Genomic DNA, 16,078 nt, shown 5'->3' on the forward strand with positions numbered 1-16,078 from the left:
TCGCACTGCCCGCTTTCCTCCCCGCCCGAGTGGGCGAGGGTTCTCGCGGATTTCTGCTGAGCCCTTCAGCGCACCGGATCAGCGCCGCACACCGGGCAGGCCGGGTCGCGCGGCACCTGGAAGTGCCGCCACTGGCCGCGCAGCCCGTCGAAGGTGGAGAGCCCGCGATGCGGGGTGCCGGCCCCGCTGAGCAGCTTCACCGCCTCCAGCGCCTGGAAGCAGCCGATCAACCCCACCAGCGGCGCCACGACCCCGTTCTCGGAACAGCGCAGCTCGTCCTCGCCGCCCTCCCCCGGAGGGTAGAGGCAGGCGTAGCAGGGGCACTCGGCGTCGCGCGGGTCGAAGACCGCCAGCTGGCCCGAGAAGCGGATCGCCGCCCCGGAGACCAGCGGCACCCCGCCCCGCCGACAGGCGGCGTTAATGGCATAGCGACTGGAGAAGCGGTCGGTGCAGTCGAGCACCAGGTCGGCCGCGGCCGCGGCAGCGTCCAGCGCCTCGCCGTCGAGATGCTCGCTGAGAACCTCGATGTGACACTCGGGATTGAGCGCCAGCGCCGCGTCGCGGGCCGAGCCCGCCTTGTTGTGGCCGAGGTCAGCCATGCCGTGGGCGATCTGGCGCTGCAGGTTGGACAGCTCCACCTCATCGGCATCGGCCAGGGTCAGGCGCCCCACCCCGGCGGCCGCCAGGTAAAGCGCCACCGGCGAGCCCAACCCGCCGGCGCCCACCACCAGCGCATGAGACGCTAGCAGGCGCTCCTGACCCTCGATGTCGATCGCCTCCAGCATGATCTGGCGGCTGTAGCGCAACAGCGCCTCGTCGTTCATTGCCATCACTTGCTCTCGAGTTCCTCGATATCGGGCACGTAGAGGGAGAATTCCTCCTTGACCTCCTCCATCACCACGTAGCTCTTGGACTCCTTGACGCCCGGCAGGGTCAGCACCACGTCGCCCAGCAGCTGGCGGTAGGCCGACATCTCGGGGATGCGGCACTTGAGAATGTAGTCGAACTGACCGGAGACCAGGTGGCACTCCTGGATCTGCGGCAGCCGCGCCACGGCGCGGCGAAACTCATCGAACACCGCCGGCGACTGGGTCTCCAGGCTGATCTCCACGAACACCAGCAAGTTGGCCTTGAGCGCGCGGGGGTCGAGCACGGCACGGTAGCCGCGGATCACGCCGGCCCGCTCCAGGCGCTTGACGCGCTCCAGACAGGGCGTGGTGGAAAGGCCCACCTCGGCGGCCAGGTCCACGTAGGAGATACGGGCGTTCTCCTGCAGGCAGCGCAGGATATTGAGGTCGATACGGTCAAGCGAGCGGGTCTTGGCTTTCATTGTTGGGTCGAGCACCGATCGGAATGAATGGAGAGGAGCGACGGCGAAGGCGATTCGCCTGAAAAACCCCGGGAAGAAAGGCACCCTCTGGTGTTCGCGCCCGGGATGATGACGACTGCCGGTAATTTTTCCTGATCAGGTGTACCACAGCGCTCCTCCCCCCTCCAGTGAGGGCCCCTCAACGTTCGGTGGGACGCCGCCCCAAGCTAACCCGCTCGTGGCCGGCCAGATCGCGGCGGCTCGCCACGTCCGCATAGCCGACCGCGGTCAGCAGCTCGCGCACCGCCGTCCCTTGGGCGTGGCCGTGCTCGAGCGCTAGCCAGCCCCCCGGCTCGAGGTGCTCGTGGGCCGCGGCGACCAGGTAGCGCAGGTCATCCAGCCCTTCGGGGCCGGCCACCAAGGCGCTTGCCGGCTCGAAGCGTACGTCGCCCTGCGCCAGATGCGGGTCGTCCTCGGCCACATAGGGCGGGTTGGCGACGATCAGGGCGTAGCGCTCCCCGGCCAGGGCGACGAACCAGTCGCTAACGCGAAATGCCGCATTGGCGATGCCGAGCCGCTCAGCATTGCGGCGCGCCAGGGCCACGGCTTCCGGCTGGCGATCGACCCCCAGCACCTGCCAGCCCGGCCGTTCGCTGGCAAAGGCCAGGGCAATGGCGCCGCTGCCGGTGCCCAGGTCGAGCAGCCGCCCCTGCGCCCGGGTCGCCCGCGCCAGGGCGACCTCGACCAGGGTCTCGGTGTCGGGGCGCGGAATCAGGGTGCTGGGATGGGTGGCCAGCGGCAGTCCCCAGAACTCCCGCTCGCCGGTCAGGTAGGCGACAGGGTGGCCCAGGGCGCGCGCCGCCACCAGCGCCTCGCAGCGCGCCCGCGCCAGGGTCGGCGCCTCGCGGTCGCCCCAGGTGTAGAGCCAGGTGCGATCGCGCCCCAGCGCATGACAGAGCAGCAGCTCGGCGTCGAGCCGCGGGCTCGGCGAGCCGGCCTCTGTCAGCCGCCCAGTCGCGCGCGCCAGCAGGGTATCGAGGCGCACTATTCCTCCCTGCACATCAGGCCTCCTGCTGCTGCAGGGCGGCGAGCTGCTCAGCCTGGTACTCGTGGATCAGCGGGTCGATAACCTCGTCGAGCTGCTCGCCGCTGACCACCTCGCCGAGTTTGTAGAGGGTGAGGTTGATGCGGTGGTCGGTGATGCGCCCCTGGGGAAAGTTGTAGGTGCGGATGCGTTCGCTGCGATCGCCAGAGCCCACCAGCGAGCGCCGCGCGTCAGCCTGCTGCTGGCGCTGGCTGTCCACCGCCGACTGCTTGAGCCGGGCGGCGAGCAGCGACATGGCCTTGGCGCGGTTCTTGTGCTGGCTGCGCTCCTCCTGGCACTCCACCACCACGCCGGTGGGCAGGTGGGTCAGGCGAATGGCGGAGTCGGTGGTGTTGACGTGCTGGCCGCCCGCGCCGCTGGAGCGGAAGGTGTCAACGCGCAGCTCATTGGGGTCGATGGCGATGTCGCCCACCTCGTCGGCCTCGGGCATCACCGCCACGGTGCAGGCCGAGGTGTGGATGCGCCCCTGAGACTCGGTGGCCGGCACGCGCTGCACGCGATGCGCGCCGGACTCGAACTTGAGCCGCGCATAGACGCCCTCACCCTTGATGCGCGAGATGATCTCCTTGTAGCCACCCTGCTCGCCGTGGCTGGCACTGACCACCTCGACCCGCCACCCCTGCTTCTCGGCGTAGCGCGAGTACATGCGGAAGAGGTCCCCGGCGAACAGCGCCGCCTCGTCGCCGCCGGTGCCTGCGCGGATCTCCAGGAAGACGTTGCGCCGGTCGTCGGGGTCCCTGGGCACCAGCAGCTGCTTGAGCCGCACCTCCAGCGCCTCGAGCTTTTCGCGCCCCTCGGCCAGCTCCAGCTCGGCTAGCTCGCGCAGCTCGGCATCGCTGTCATCAGCCAGCTCGCCGGCGCTCGCCAGGTCGGTCTCCGTGGCCCGGTAGGCCCGCCAGGCCTCCACCAGCGGCTCGAGCTCGGCGTACTCGCGGGAGTAGTCGCGAAAGCGTGGCTGGTCACTGATCACGTCGGGCTCCGCCAGCAGGGCGGCAAGCTCCTCGAAGCGCTCGACGAAGGCGTCGAGACGCTGGCGCAGGGTCGCTTTCATGGCGTGTCCTGTCAGGGTTTCGGGGAAGGGGGGTCGAGCAGCAGCGACTCGGCGGCGGCGAGCAGGTCGCGCCGCTCGCTGCCCGAGGCTTCGCGCATGGCCACGGTGGGCCGATGCAGCAGCCGGTTGGTGAGCTGATGGGCGAGCATGCGCACCACGCTCTCCGGGTCTTCGCCGCGCGCCAGACGCGCCAGGGCCTGCTGCTCGGAGAGCTCGCGCAGGTCGGAGGCCTGGTCGCGGTAGCGCCGGATCAGCTCGCCGCTGCTGCGAATGCGCCGCTCATGGAGCCACACGCTGACCCCGTGCTCGATCAGCGACTCGGCCTGGTCGGCGGCAGCCTGGCGACGGTGGCGGTTCTCCTGGATCACCTCGTTGAGGTCGTCCACCGTATACAGGAAGACGTCATCCAGATCACCCACCTCCGGCTCGATGTCGCGGGGCACGGCGATGTCGACCATGAAGATGGGGCGGTGACGACGCTTCTTCAGCGCCCGCTCGGCCATGCCCTTGCCGAGAATGGGCAGCGGCGCCGCCGTGGAGGAGATGACGATGTCGGCGCGCGGCAGCGCCTCGGGGATCTCGTTGAGCGAGATGGCCTCGGCATTGAACTGGCTGGCCAGACCCTCGGCCCGCTCGCGGGTGCGGTTGGCGACGATCATCTCGCGCACCCCGGCCTCGCGCAGGTGGCGGGCCACCAGCTCGATGGTCTCGCCGGCGCCGATCAGCATCGCCCGCGAGCGGCTGAAGTCGTCGAAAATGCGGCTAGCCAGGCTCACCGCCGCGTAGGCCACCGACACTGGGTTCTGGCCGATGCCGGTGCGCGTGCGCACCTGCTTGGCCACCGAGAAGGTGTGCTGGAAGAGCAGCTCCAGCTCGCCCCCCAGGCCCTGGGCATCGCGCGCCGACTGGTAGGCCTCCTTGAGTTGGCCCAGAATCTGCGGTTCGCCGAGCACCATGGAGTCGAGCCCCACAGCCACGCGCATCAGGTGACGTGCGGCCTCGTTGTCCAGGTAGTGATAGGCACAGCGGGACAGGTCGTCCACCGGCAGCCCGTGGAAGTCACTCAGCCAGTCGAGGATCGGCTTCTCGCCGCTGGCCTCGGTAACGCAGTAGAGCTCGGTACGGTTGCAGGTCGACAGCACGGCAGCTTCCCGCACCTCGGGCATGCTGCGCAGTTGGCCGAGTGCCGAGGTCAGCTGCGGGGGCGTGAAGGCGACCCGCTCGCGCACGGCAACGGTGGCCGTCTTGTGATTGATACCAAGGGCAAGAAGCGTCATGCGTTAGGCGTCTTCGCGTAGTGTCGTTCGGCGGTGCCGAAAAAGCCCACCTCTGCGGCGCTGAATTCTACCACAGGCTGGCCGCTCGGGCGCCAGGCGGTCGCCACGCAACATTGATGTACCGCAAGAACGCCCCCCTTCACCGTAGCGGCGGAACCACGCCGCGGCTTTGCCCATCCGGCCCAAGCCGGTATGCTGAAGCCTTGGCCTTATGGACGGGATCTGCATGCCCTTTAGCCCCTGCGCGATGACACCCCCCCGCTCTCACGCACTCGGCCACGGATGGCGCCATGGGCTGGTTGCGCTGGGTCTGGGCGCCACCCTGCTGCTGGCCGGGTGCCAGGGACTGCCCACGCCCGCCGCCGACCCCGGCCCCTCGGACCCGCTGGCTTCAGCGCCGCCCATCGAGCAGGGACTCGATGCCGAAAGCCTGTCGTCGCTGCTGCTGGCCGAATTCGCCGGCCAGCGCGGCGACTACCGCCGTGCCTCGCGCGAATACCTGGAGATGGCCGAACGCCATGGCCTCCCCGCCCTGGCCGAGCGCGCCACCCTGGCGGCCCGCTTCAGCAACGACCCCTCGCTGCTCGAGGAGTCGGTATCCCGCTGGCAGCGCCTGGCGCCCGAGGCCGACGCGCCGATCCGCCTGCTGGCCGGCCTCGCCCTGCAGCGTGGCGACTGGACCCAGGCGCTGGAGCAGCGCCTGCGGCTTGCCGAACGCGGCAGCCAGGCCGACCTCACCGGGCTGGTCGAGCTAGCCTTGGAAGCCGGCACCGACCTGGTGCCGCTGCGCGAGCGCCTCGCCACCTTCCTCGACGAGGCCGACGACCTGGCCCAGCGCCATGATGCCGCCCTGGCGCTGGCCATGCTCGAAACCGCCACCGGCCAGACCCAGCGCGCCGACGCCCGTCTGACGGTACTTGCCGACGAGCACCCGGAGCTGCCAGCGGTGTGGTTCACCCGCGCCCAGCTGGCGCTGGACGCGGGCAACGCCAGACGCGCCCGGGACGCCGCACAGCGCGGCCTGGAAATCGCCCCCGGCGATCCGCGCTTCGTCCTGCAACTCGCCCAGGCCGAGCTGGCCCTGGGCAACGTCGCCGCCGCCGAGGCACGCACCGACGCCTTGCTGGAGAGTCATGCCGGCGGCCACGAACTGCGCCTGGCCCTGGCGCGGCTCTACCTGGAGGGCGGCCACCTCGAGCCGGCGCGCCGCCTGCTGCTGCCGCTGACCGGCGGCGACGACACGCCGCCCGCCGTCTTCCACCTCCTCGGCGCCATCGCCGAGGAGGAGGGCGAGGTCGACAACGCCCTGCTCTACTACCGCCAGGTGCCACCGGGCAGCGAGTTCGTGCGCGCTCGCCTCAGCGCCGCGCAAATGCTGATCGACGATGACCGCCTGATGGATGCCCGCGCCTTCCTGCGCACCGAGCGGCTGCGCCACGAAGAGCACTACAGCGACCTGGTCGCCCTGGAAGTGGAGCTGCTCGAGGAGCAGGGCCGGACGGAAGCCGCCACCGCCCTGCTCGACCGGGAGCTCGAACGCACTCCCAACGACGAGCAGCTGCTCTACCTACGCGCCATGCGCGCCTGGCAGGCCGGCGATCTCGAGGGAATGGAGCGCGACCTAGGCCGCATCATCGAGCGCAATCCGGAGCACGCCACGGCCCTCAACGCCCTGGGCTATACCCTGGCCGACCTGGACATCCCGGGGCGGCTCGAGGAAGCCCGCGAACTGATCGAGCGCGCCCACGCGCTCGACCCGGGCAACGCCGCCATTCTCGACAGCCTGGGCTGGGTCTACTTCCGCCTCGGCAATGCCGAGCGAGCCCTGCCCTGGCTCGAGCGTGCCTACGCGGCCATGCCCGACCAGGAGGTCGCCGCCCACCTCGCCGAAGTGCTGTGGGCGCTGGATCGCCGCGATGAGGCCCGCGCGCTGGTCGAGGAGGCCCTCGAGCGCTTCGAGGAACACCCCGTGGTGGACGACCTGCTCGAGCGCATTCCCGAACTCGCGCCCTGATGCCCCCGATATAGCCACGAGAAATATAGCCACGAGAGATGCCCATGCCTCCTTCTGTCGCCCCGAGACTGCTTCTGCCCGCCCTGCTCCTCGTCCTGCTGGCCGGCTGCGCCGGCCGCCCCGCCGCCCCGGAAGGCGGTCGCCAGCCCGGTGGCTGGGAGGCACAGCAGGCGCGTGTCGAGGCGCTGGACACCTGGAACCTGATCGGCAAGGCCGGCCTGCGCACGCCCCAGGAGTCAACCAGTGCCAACCTCGACTGGAGCCAGTACCCCCACTATTATCGCCTGCTCATCAGCGGCCCCTTCGGCAGCGGTCGCAACCTCCTCGAGGGGCGCGAGGGTCGCTTCTCGCTCACCAATGCCGACGGTCGCTTCGAGGCCGAGACGCCGGAGGCGTTGATGCGCGAGCAGCTCGGCTGGTCGCTGCCCGTGGGGGCGCTGGCCGACTGGATTCGCGGCCTGCCCGCCGAGGAGCGCCCCTACCAGCTGGAAACCGATGCACTGGGCTTCCCGCGCCACCTCGAGCAGGACGGCTGGGTCATCGACTACCGCGACTGGACCCAGGTCGACTCGCTGTGGCTGCCGCGCCGCCTGGTCATGACCTACGACGAGCTGCGCGTGACCCTGGTGGTCAACGAGTGGCAACCGGAAATCGACGAGACCTGAGGCGATGCCGCTTGCCCATCTGACGCTTCCGGCACCCGCCAAGCTCAACCGCCTGCTGCACATCGTGGGACGTCGCCCCGACGGCTATCACGAGCTGCAGACGCTCTTCCAGTTCCTCGACCACGGCGACACCCTGCACCTGCGGCCGCGCGACGACGGCGAGATCCGCCTCACGCCCTCTCTACCCGACGTGCCCGACGCCGCCAACCTGATCGTGCGGGCGGCCCGCGCGCTGCAGGCCGAGAGCGGCTGCCGACTGGGCGCCGACATCCACCTGGAGAAACGCCTCCCCCTGGGCGGCGGCCTCGGCGGGGGAAGCTCCAACGCCGCCACCACCCTGCTCGGCCTCGACCGGCTCTGGGATCTTGACCTTTCGCTGGAGCGTCTCGCTGCCCTAGGCCTCACCCTTGGTGCCGACGTGCCGGTGTTCGTGCACGGCCACGCCGCCTGGGCGGAAGGCATCGGCGAACGGCTCACCCCGGTCGCACTCGACACGCCCTGGTTCGTGGTCGTCCACCCCGGCGTCACGGTGGCCACGCCGGCCGTGTTCGGGGCCCCGCAATTGACACGCGATACCCCCCCGATTACCATGGCGCGCGCACTGCAGGGGGGAGCGCCCGGCTGGCGCAACGACTGCGAGCCTACCGTCAGGGCCCTGTATCCGGCCGTCGCCGATGCGCTGGCCTGGCTTGGCGAGCGAGCCCCGGCCATGCTGACCGGTACCGGTGCCTGTGTCTTCGCCCGCCTATCGCGCGAAGTCGAGGCGCGAGGTTTGCTAGCCGAGGTACCGACGCACTGGCTGGCTTTCGTGGCCAGAGGCCTGAACCGCTCGCCCCTTCATGCTGCGCTGGGTCGATGATCGCCGTACCGAAGCGCTACGGCGGCGACCAGAACCGACCCGGTGCGGAGCCAATTGCTGGGGCATAGCCAAGCGGTAAGGCAGCGGTTTTTGGTATCGCCATGCGGAGGTTCGAATCCTCCTGCCCCAGCCATTCCGTCCCGGACGACCATCGACCCGATCCCTGAAGACCCAACACTGCAAAGGTGGCTGCGCGTGTCAAAATTGATGGTTTTCGCCGGGAACGCCAATCCCGAGCTCGCCCAGAAGGTAGCCGAGAGTCTCGACACTCGTCTCGGCAATGCCACGGTCGGGCAATTCAGCGACGGCGAGATCGCAGTCGAGATCAACGAGAACGTCCGCGGCAAGGACATCTTCATTCTGCAGTCCACCTGTGCCCCGACAAATGACAACCTGATGGAACTGATCCTGATGACGGATGCCCTGCGTCGGGCGTCCGCCACCAGGGTCACGGCCGTCGTGCCCTACTTCGGCTATGCCCGCCAGGATCGCCGCGTGCGCTCCGCCCGCGTGCCGATTTCCGCCAAGGTGGTGGCCGACATCATGGTCAAGGCCGGCGTCGACCGGGTGATGACCATGGACCTGCACGCCGACCAGATCCAGGGCTTCTTCGACGTGCCGGTGGACAACGTCTACGGCTCGCCGATCCTGCTCGACGACATCGAGCGCCAGAACTACGACGACCTGGTGGTGGTCTCGCCCGACGTGGGCGGCGTGGTGCGGGCCCGCGCCATCGCCAAGCAGCTCAACGCCGACCTGGCGATCATCGACAAGCGCCGCCCCCAGGCCAACCAGGCGCAGGTGATGCACATCATCGGCGAGGTCGAAAACCGCACCTGCGTAGTGGTGGACGACATGATCGATACCGCCGGCACCCTGTGCAAGGCCGGCGATGCCCTCAAGGACCACGGCGCGAGCCGCGTGGTGGCCTATGCCACCCACCCCATTCTCTCCGGCCCGGCGGTGGACAACATCACCAACTCGGTGCTCGACGAGGTGGTGGTCACTGATACCATTCCGCTCTCCGACGTGGCGCGCCGTAGCGGCAAGATCCGCCAGCTCAGCGTCGCCGGGCTGATCGCCGAGGCGATCCGTCGGGTCAGCAACGAGGAATCCGTCAGCGCCATGTTCCACTGAGCCCGGTTTCCCGGAACCGAGCGCGGTCGAACGGCGCGACGCACGCCCCGGACGAAGTCCGTCCGGGCAACCGGAAGCGCCAGGGTCTGGTCGCGGGCCCTCGCGTTTCCTTATTCTCCAGAAAGAGGCAATTCCATGTCTGACTACACACTCAACGCCAGCGTTCGTAACGACCTGGGGAAAGGTGCGAGCCGCCGCCTGCGTCGTGCGAACGAGCAAGTGCCGGCCATCGTCTACGGTGGCGAACAGGCACCCCAGCCCATCGCCGTCGACAAGACCAGCTTCTACAAGGCGCTCGAGGAAGAGGCTTTCTTCTCTTCCGTGATCACCCTGCAGGTGGACGGCAAGGCCCAGCAGGTGGTGGTGCGTGACCTGCAACGCCACCCCTACAAGCCGCTGGTCACCCATGCCGACTTCCTGCGGGTGGAAGCCGGCCACGAGATCACCATGCGCGTGCCGCTGCACGTCGTCGGCGAGGAGAAGTGCGCGGGCATCAAGGATCAGGGCGGCGAACTGCACCAGCTCGTCAACGAAGTCGAGGTGAGCTGCCTGCCCAAGGACCTGCCCGACTACCTCGAGGTCGACATCTCCGCGGAGGAACTGGGCAACACCCTGCACCTCTCCGACCTCCAGCTGCCGGCCGGTATCAGCCTGGTCGAGCTCTCCCACGGCGAGGATCACGACAACGCCGTGCTGAGCATCACCAAGCCCAAGAAGCGTGTCGCTGACGAGTCCGAAGAGGGCGAAGCCGGCGAGGGTGGAGAAGGCGAAGAGAGCGGCGAGTAACGCTAGCCGTTCCGGGGCCACGCCAGGCGTGGCCCTTCGCCACCGATCAAGCGCCCCGGCGCTTGATTTTTTTTGGAGACGCAACGATGAGCCAGGTCAAAGCCATCATCGGATTGGGCAACCCCGGCCCTGACTACGCCGCTACCCGCCACAACGCCGGCGCCTGGCTGGTAGAGGCGGTGGCGCGCGCCGCCGGGGCCGAGCTGCGCCCGGAACGCAAGTTCCTGGGATTGCATGCCAAGGTACGGCTCGACGGGCACGAGCTTCATCTGCTCGAGCCCACCACCTTCATGAACCGCAGCGGTGGTGCAGTAGCGGCCCTCAGCCAGTTCTTCAAGATCGCCCCCAACGAGCTGCTGGTCGCCCACGACGAGCTGGACATACCGCCCGGCACCGCACGCTACAAGCAGGGCGGTGGCCACGGCGGCCACAACGGCCTGCGCGACATACTCAGCGCCCTGGGCAACGACACGCCCTTCCATCGCCTGCGCATCGGTATCGGCCACCCGGGCGACTCGCGCCAGGTGACCAACTACGTGCTCGGCCGCCCCGGCAAGACGGAACTGGCCGCCATCGAGAGCGCCATCGACGAGTGCCTGGCCACCCTGCCCCTGGCCGTTGCCGGCGACTGGGCCCGCGCGATGAACCGGCTGCACAGCTTTTCCGCCGCCGACTGACAAGCCAGCCATAAGCTTGAAGCGATAAACTGTCAGTAACCCCACGGCTGGCCGGGATGGGTTTTCTGACAGCTTACAGCTTATGGCTTATAGCTCGGTCGAGTAGAATACCGACCAATCACCCTCTTCCGAACACGCTTTCCAGGACGATCCCATGGGTTTCAACTGCGGTATCGTCGGCCTGCCCAACGTCGGCAAGTCGACCCTCTTCAACGCCCTGACCAAGTCGGGCATCGACGCCGAGAACTTCCCCTTCTGCACCATCGAGCCCAACGTGGGCATCGTGCCCATGCCCGACCCGCGCCTCGATCGGCTCGCCGAGATCGTGAAGCCGCAGAAGGTGATTCCCACCACCATGGAGTTCGTCGACATCGCCGGCCTGGTGGCGGGGGCCTCCAAGGGCGAGGGACTCGGCAACCAGTTCCTCGCCAACATCCGCGAGACCCAAGCGATCGCCCACGTGGTGCGCTGCTTCGACAATGACAACGTCATCCACGTGGCCAACCAGATCGACCCGCGGACCGACATCGAGACCATCAACCTGGAGCTCGCCCTGGCCGACCTCGATACCGTCGAGCGCGCCATCCAGCGCCTCGCCCGGGTGGTCAAGAGCGGCGACAAGGAGGCCATCGCCACCAAGGCGATCCTCGATCGCATCCAGCCGCACCTCGCCGAGGGGCTGCCGCTGCGCAGTTTCGGTCTCGATGAGGATGAGAAGAAGCAGCTCAAGAGCTTCGGCTTCCTGACGCTCAAGCCCACCATGTACATCGCCAACGTCAACGAGGATGGCTTCGAGGCCAACCCCTACCTCGACGTGGTCAACGAGATCGCCGCCGAGGAAGGCGCCGTGGTGGTACCGGTGTGCAACCAGATCGAGGCGGAGATCGCCGAGCTCGACGACGACGAGCGCGCCATGTTCCTCGACGAGATGGGCATGGAGGAGCCCGGGCTGGATCGCGTGATCCGCGCCGGCTACGCCCTGCTCGGCCTGCAGACCTACTTCACCGCCGGGGTAAAGGAAGTGCGCGCCTGGACGGTCAAGGTAGGTGCCACGGCCCCGGAAGCCGCCGGTGTCATCCACACCGACTTCCAGAAGGGCTTCATTCGCGCCGAGGTGGTCAGCTACGAGGACTTCGTGACACTCGGCGGCGAGCAGGGCGCCAAGGATGCCGGCAAGTGGCGCCTGGAAGGCAAGGAGTACGTCGTCCAGGATGGCGATGTGATCCATTTCCGCTTCAATGTCTGAGCGCCATCCCGCCAAGTGCTTGACCGCAGCGGGGCAAATCCGTAAACTTCGCCCCCGTTGCGCGGCTACGTAGCTCAGTTGGTTAGAGCACATCACTCATAATGATGGGGTCCCCTGTTCGAGTCAGGGCGTAGCCACCACCGAATCGCCGAAAAACCCGACGCCACCGCGTCGGGTTTTTCATGGGCACGTATCGGCCGAGTTCAGGGCAGCACGCGACGGTTGACGAAGGCCACCAGCGCCCGGGTCAGGTGTTCCACGTCGGCGCTCCCCGCCGTCTCGCGGATCGAGTGCATGGCCCACTGCGCCACCCCGACATCCAGCGTCGGCACGCCGAGCTCGGTGGCAGTGATAGGACCGATGGTGCTGCCGCAGGCCATGTCGGCGCGGGTCACGAAAGTCTGCACCGGTACCCCCGCCTCGCGGCACAGGTCGCGGAACAGCGCCCCGGTCGCGCTGTTGGTGGCATAGCGCTGATTGGCGTTGACCTTGATCACCGGCCCGCCGTTGAGCGCCGGGCCGTGAGCGGCATCGTGCTTGTCGGTGAAGTTGGGGTGCAGGGCGTGGGCGTTGTCGCAGGAGATCATCCGCGACGCCTGGATGAGGCGGATATAGCCTTCGTCGCCGGCCTCCCCGAGCTGGGCGTTGACACGACGCAGCACATCGCCCAGGAACGGCCCTTGGGCGCCACAAGCGCTGGCGCTGCCCACCTCCTCGTGATCGTTGGCCACGAACAGCGCGCCCTGGCTGCCGTCGCTGTCCAACAGCGCCTCCAGGCCGATGAAACAGGAGAGCAGATTGTCGAGGCGCGCGCTGGCGATCAGTTCGCCGCCCACCCCCACTCGCGACGGCGGCTGCAGATCGTAGAAGCCCAGCTCGAAGTCGAGGATCTCGGCATCGCGAATGCCGTTCTGGGCATCGATCCACTCGTACAGCAGGCGCTCGAGGTCGGCGCCCTCCCCGCCCTGCAGGAAGACCGGCGCCATCTGGGTCTGCGCATTGAGCGCGCGGCCATTGTTGGCCTCGCGGTCGAGATGGATGGCCAGGCTGGGGATGATCGCCACTGGCCGGTCGACGTCGATCAGCACCCCCTCCAGGTGGCCGTCGGCATGGCGCAGGTGCACCCGGCCGGCCAGCCCCAGGTCGCGGTCGAACCAAGGCGCGAGCAGCGCGCCGCCGTAGACCTCCACCCCCAGCTGGAGCCAGCCGGCACTTTGCTGCGCCGCCTGCGGCTTGAGCCGCAGCCCGGGGCTGTCGGTATGGGCCCCGATCATGCGCAGGGCCTCGAGGCCATCGCCGGGCAATTGCAGGGCGACAATGGAGGAGTCGTTGCGGGTCACGTAGACCCGCTCGCCCGGGGTGAGCTGCCAGGGCTGGGACTCCGTCAGGCGCCGGTAGCCGGCCTCTTCCAGCCGTTCGGCCATGACCGCCACGGCATGCCAGGGAGTGGGCGAGCGTTTCAGAAAGTCGAGCAAGCGGTCGAGTCGGGCTTCCCGAGACATGAGATTCCTCTTCCAGGGGCTGTGGACGGCGGGACAGCTGCTACAATGCCCTATCGGCCTTTCGCAACTCGCCAGCCTTGCGCGTGTCTAGGGAAGGAAGTGTACACGAAACCGGGAGTGCTTCATTGATGAGCCAGCTTGTCGCCGTGTGGCGGAGAACCACCCTGCTGGTGGTGGCGCTGCTGGCCAGCGCCACGGCGCTGGCGCAGATCGAACCCAGCGATGCCCATCGCCAGGTATCCGTGGAGGTCGCCGAATCCCTGCGCTACGGCCACTACGTTGATGTCGACTTCAACGATGAGTGGTCGCGCAATGCCTTCACTCGCTACCTGGATATCTTGGACGGTCAGCGCGCCTTCCTGCGCGAGGAGGACGTGGCTGACTTCCGCCATCTGGAACCGCGCATTGACGACATGCTCCTCGACGGCGATCTGGCCGGTGCCTACGCCCTCTACCAGCGCTACCACGAGCGCGCCGAAGCCCGCTACGAGTGGCTGCTGGCACGCATCGACGCGGGGCTGGACCTCACCTTCGACAGCCGTGAGCGGCTCGAGACGGATCGCAGCGAGGCGCCTTGGGCGACCCAGGCATCGGAACTCGACGAGCTGTGGCGCAAGCGCCTCAAGAACGCAGCCCTCACCCTGGACATCAGCGGGCAGTCGCGCGACGAGATCGAGGCAAACCTGCGCCAGCGCTATGAAGGGCAGCTCACGCGGCTGCGCCAGACCAACGGCGAGGACGTCTTCGGTCTCTTCATGGCCGCGGTGACCGGCACCATCGACCCGCACACCGAATACCTCTCGCCCAGCCAGGGCGAGTCCTTCGACATCCAGATGCGCCTTTCCCTGGAGGGCATCGGCGCCATGCTGCAGTCCGACGGCGAGTACGTGAAGGTGACGAGCCTGGTGCCCGGCGGCCCGGCGGACCGCGCCGGCGCCCTGGAGCCGGCCGACCGCATCGTCGGCGTAGGCCAGGAGGATGGTGAGATGGTCAACGTGGTGGGCATGCGCCTCGATGAGGTCGTCGACCTGATCCGCGGTCCCAAGGGCACGGTGGTGCGCCTCGACGTGGTCCCGGCCGAGGCCGTGGACATGACCCGCTCGCATGTCGTGGAGATCACCCGCGATACCGTCGACCTCGAAGAGCAGGCCGCCCAGGGCGAAATCCTCGAGATCGAGCGCGATGACGGCACACGCCGCATCGGCGTGATCACCATTCCCACCTTCTACGTCGACTTCGACGCCTGGCAAGCCGGCGAAGAGGACTACCGCAGCACTACCCGCGACGTGGCCCGCGAAGTCGAGCGGCTGCGCAACGAAGGCATCGACGGTCTGATGCTCGACCTGCGCAACAACGGCGGCGGCGCCTTGCAGGAAGCCAACTCGCTGCTCGGGCTGTTCATCGACCGCGGCCCCACCGTGCAGGTCCGCGATGCCCGCGGGCGCATCAACCTCTACGGCGACACCGACAGCGGCTCGCTCTACGACGGCCCCATGGCCGTGCTGGTCAACCGCCTCTCGGCTTCTGCCTCGGAGATCCTCGCCGGCGCCATCCAGGACTACGGCCGCGGCCTGGTGCTGGGCAACGCCACCTTCGGCAAGGGCACGGTGCAGACCCTCAGCGAGCTGAGCCACGGCGAGATCAAGCTGACCCGGGCCAAGTTCTACCGCATTTCCGGGGAGAGCACCCAGCACCGGGGCGTGGAACCGGACATTCTCTTCCCCAACCTGGTGGACCCGGAGCGCATCGGCGAGAGCAGCCTCGACAATGCCCTGGAGTGGGACACCGTGCGCGAGGTGCAGTACCGCACCTACGGCGAGCCCTGGGAGTACCTGGAAACCCTGCGCGACCGCCACGAGCAGCGCGCCGACACCCATCCCAACTTCGTCTATCTGGAAAAGCGTGCCGAGATGGCGCGTCGCATGCGCGAGGAGCGCACCAGCGTGAGCCTCGACCGTGAGCAGCGTCAGCGCGAGGTGGAAGAGCTGGAAGCCGAACAGCTCGCCCTGGAGAACCAGCGGCGCGAGGCGCTGGGATTGGAGCCCCTCGAGGAGTGGACCGACGCCCGCGATACCGAGGTAGGCGCCGATGATGCCGCCGACGACGAGGAACCCGTCGACCGCGCCCAGGTGCTGGAAGCCGCGGAGATTCTCACCGACTACGCGGAACTCTCCCAGCGCCACCTGGCCGGACGACCCTGACGAGGGGGCGCCTCCTCTGCGGAGGCGCCCCCTCCTCCCCCGCCCAGGGATTTTCCCGCGCCTGGCCAGACGCCGCGCCGCTTGCCGCCGGTTGGCGAGCACGCCACCGTGCAAGGCGCAGACACGACGATAGCCCGTCCAGCCAGGACGCGGCAGGTAAGGATCAGCGCTGGGAAAAACGACGAGAACTGGCTCCCGAAGCAGGACTCGAACCTGCGACCCAGTGATTAACAGTCACTTGCTCTACCA

At 68.3% G+C, this 16,078-nt stretch carries 14 protein-coding genes and 2 tRNA genes; 10 read left to right on the top strand and 6 right to left on the bottom strand.

Annotated elements, in window-relative coordinates:
- Positions 1–65: 65 nt before the first annotated feature.
- The 5 genes from moeB to hemA all read right to left on the bottom strand — a co-directional run bounded on the left by moeB (position 66) and on the right by hemA (position 4,742).
- Entirely contained in the window at positions 66–824 is a 759-nt protein-coding gene (moeB, locus tag FEF15_RS12745) for a molybdopterin-synthase adenylyltransferase MoeB (protein ID WP_163559599.1), read from the bottom strand.
- A gap of 5 nt (positions 825–829) precedes the next feature.
- On the bottom strand, positions 830–1,330 hold the full coding sequence (locus FEF15_RS12750) for an Lrp/AsnC ligand binding domain-containing protein (protein ID WP_163559556.1): 501 nt from the start codon (positions 1,328–1,330) through the stop codon (positions 830–832).
- A gap of 178 nt (positions 1,331–1,508) precedes the next feature.
- Positions 1,509–2,354, bottom strand: coding sequence for a peptide chain release factor N(5)-glutamine methyltransferase (gene prmC, locus FEF15_RS12755; RefSeq protein WP_163559600.1), 846 nt, complete (start codon positions 2,352–2,354; stop codon positions 1,509–1,511).
- Between the two features lie 16 nt (positions 2,355–2,370).
- On the bottom strand, positions 2,371–3,465 hold the full coding sequence (gene prfA / locus FEF15_RS12760; protein WP_163559557.1) for a peptide chain release factor 1: 1,095 nt from the start codon (positions 3,463–3,465) through the stop codon (positions 2,371–2,373).
- A gap of 11 nt (positions 3,466–3,476) precedes the next feature.
- A complete protein-coding gene (hemA, locus tag FEF15_RS12765; protein ID WP_163559558.1) occupies positions 3,477–4,742 on the bottom strand; it encodes a glutamyl-tRNA reductase in 1,266 nt (421 codons plus the stop codon).
- Between the two features lie 226 nt (positions 4,743–4,968).
- Between hemA and FEF15_RS12770 the strand changes: the two genes are divergently transcribed.
- From FEF15_RS12770 to FEF15_RS12810, 9 genes are all read left to right on the top strand, one after another.
- Positions 4,969–6,756, top strand: coding sequence for a tetratricopeptide repeat protein (locus FEF15_RS12770; RefSeq protein WP_240454162.1), 1,788 nt, complete (start codon positions 4,969–4,971; stop codon positions 6,754–6,756).
- Between the two features lie 44 nt (positions 6,757–6,800).
- On the top strand, positions 6,801–7,421 hold the full coding sequence (lolB, locus tag FEF15_RS12775) for a lipoprotein insertase outer membrane protein LolB (RefSeq protein ID WP_163559559.1): 621 nt from the start codon (positions 6,801–6,803) through the stop codon (positions 7,419–7,421).
- A gap of 4 nt (positions 7,422–7,425) precedes the next feature.
- Positions 7,426–8,280, top strand: a complete 855-nt coding sequence (ispE, locus tag FEF15_RS12780) for a 4-(cytidine 5'-diphospho)-2-C-methyl-D-erythritol kinase (RefSeq protein ID WP_163559560.1) — start codon at positions 7,426–7,428, stop codon at positions 8,278–8,280.
- 58 nt (positions 8,281–8,338) lie between these two features.
- A tRNA-Gln gene (locus FEF15_RS12785) sits at positions 8,339–8,413 on the top strand.
- Between the two features lie 62 nt (positions 8,414–8,475).
- Positions 8,476–9,417: a ribose-phosphate pyrophosphokinase gene (locus FEF15_RS12790; protein WP_205598530.1), complete on the top strand. Its 942-nt coding sequence runs from the start codon at positions 8,476–8,478 to the stop codon at positions 9,415–9,417.
- Between the two features lie 135 nt (positions 9,418–9,552).
- A complete protein-coding gene (locus FEF15_RS12795; protein ID WP_163559561.1) occupies positions 9,553–10,203 on the top strand; it encodes a 50S ribosomal protein L25/general stress protein Ctc in 651 nt (216 codons plus the stop codon).
- An 86-nt stretch (positions 10,204–10,289) separates the two neighbouring features.
- Positions 10,290–10,880, top strand: coding sequence for an aminoacyl-tRNA hydrolase (gene pth, locus FEF15_RS12800; protein WP_163559562.1), 591 nt, complete (start codon positions 10,290–10,292; stop codon positions 10,878–10,880).
- A 154-nt stretch (positions 10,881–11,034) separates the two neighbouring features.
- Positions 11,035–12,126, top strand: a complete 1,092-nt coding sequence (gene ychF, locus FEF15_RS12805) for a redox-regulated ATPase YchF (RefSeq protein ID WP_163559563.1) — start codon at positions 11,035–11,037, stop codon at positions 12,124–12,126.
- Positions 12,127–12,189: 63 nt separating this feature from the next.
- Positions 12,190–12,266 (top strand) — tRNA-Met (locus FEF15_RS12810).
- 63 nt (positions 12,267–12,329) lie between these two features.
- Here FEF15_RS12810 and FEF15_RS12815 read toward each other — a convergent pair.
- The gene (locus FEF15_RS12815; protein WP_163559564.1) at positions 12,330–13,628 is read right to left on the bottom strand and encodes a M18 family aminopeptidase; all 1,299 of its coding nucleotides are present in this window, start codon (positions 13,626–13,628) and stop codon (positions 12,330–12,332) included.
- A gap of 128 nt (positions 13,629–13,756) precedes the next feature.
- Here FEF15_RS12815 and FEF15_RS12820 point away from each other — a divergent pair, with 128 nt between their 5' ends.
- Positions 13,757–15,829: a carboxy terminal-processing peptidase gene (locus FEF15_RS12820; protein ID WP_163559565.1), complete on the top strand. Its 2,073-nt coding sequence runs from the start codon at positions 13,757–13,759 to the stop codon at positions 15,827–15,829.
- Positions 15,830–16,078: the final 249 nt, after the last annotated feature.

The sequence above is a fragment of the Halomonas sp. NO4 genome (genome assembly GCF_010994375.1).
In the GTDB taxonomy this organism is placed as follows: Bacteria; Pseudomonadota; Gammaproteobacteria; order Pseudomonadales; family Halomonadaceae; genus Halomonas.

Excerpts from the sequence above, each read along its gene's own strand:
- pth (WP_163559562.1), top strand. The coding sequence starts at position 10,290 with ATGAGCCAGGTCAAAGCCATCATCGGATTGGGCAACCCCGGCCCTGAC.
- FEF15_RS12770 (WP_240454162.1), top strand. The coding sequence starts at position 4,969 with ATGCCCTTTAGCCCCTGCGCGATGACACCCCCCCGCTCTCACGCACTC.
- ispE (WP_163559560.1), top strand. The coding sequence starts at position 7,426 with ATGCCGCTTGCCCATCTGACGCTTCCGGCACCCGCCAAGCTCAACCGC.
- moeB (WP_163559599.1), bottom strand. The coding sequence starts at position 824 with ATGAACGACGAGGCGCTGTTGCGCTACAGCCGCCAGATCATGCTGGAG.
- prfA (WP_163559557.1), bottom strand. The coding sequence starts at position 3,465 with ATGAAAGCGACCCTGCGCCAGCGTCTCGACGCCTTCGTCGAGCGCTTC.
- lolB (WP_163559559.1), top strand. The coding sequence starts at position 6,801 with ATGCCTCCTTCTGTCGCCCCGAGACTGCTTCTGCCCGCCCTGCTCCTC.
- ychF (WP_163559563.1), top strand. The coding sequence starts at position 11,035 with ATGGGTTTCAACTGCGGTATCGTCGGCCTGCCCAACGTCGGCAAGTCG.
- FEF15_RS12815 (WP_163559564.1), bottom strand. The coding sequence starts at position 13,628 with ATGTCTCGGGAAGCCCGACTCGACCGCTTGCTCGACTTTCTGAAACGC.
- FEF15_RS12820 (WP_163559565.1), top strand. The coding sequence starts at position 13,757 with ATGAGCCAGCTTGTCGCCGTGTGGCGGAGAACCACCCTGCTGGTGGTG.
- FEF15_RS12795 (WP_163559561.1), top strand. The coding sequence starts at position 9,553 with ATGTCTGACTACACACTCAACGCCAGCGTTCGTAACGACCTGGGGAAA.
- FEF15_RS12750 (WP_163559556.1), bottom strand. The coding sequence starts at position 1,330 with ATGAAAGCCAAGACCCGCTCGCTTGACCGTATCGACCTCAATATCCTG.
- hemA (WP_163559558.1), bottom strand. The coding sequence starts at position 4,742 with ATGACGCTTCTTGCCCTTGGTATCAATCACAAGACGGCCACCGTTGCC.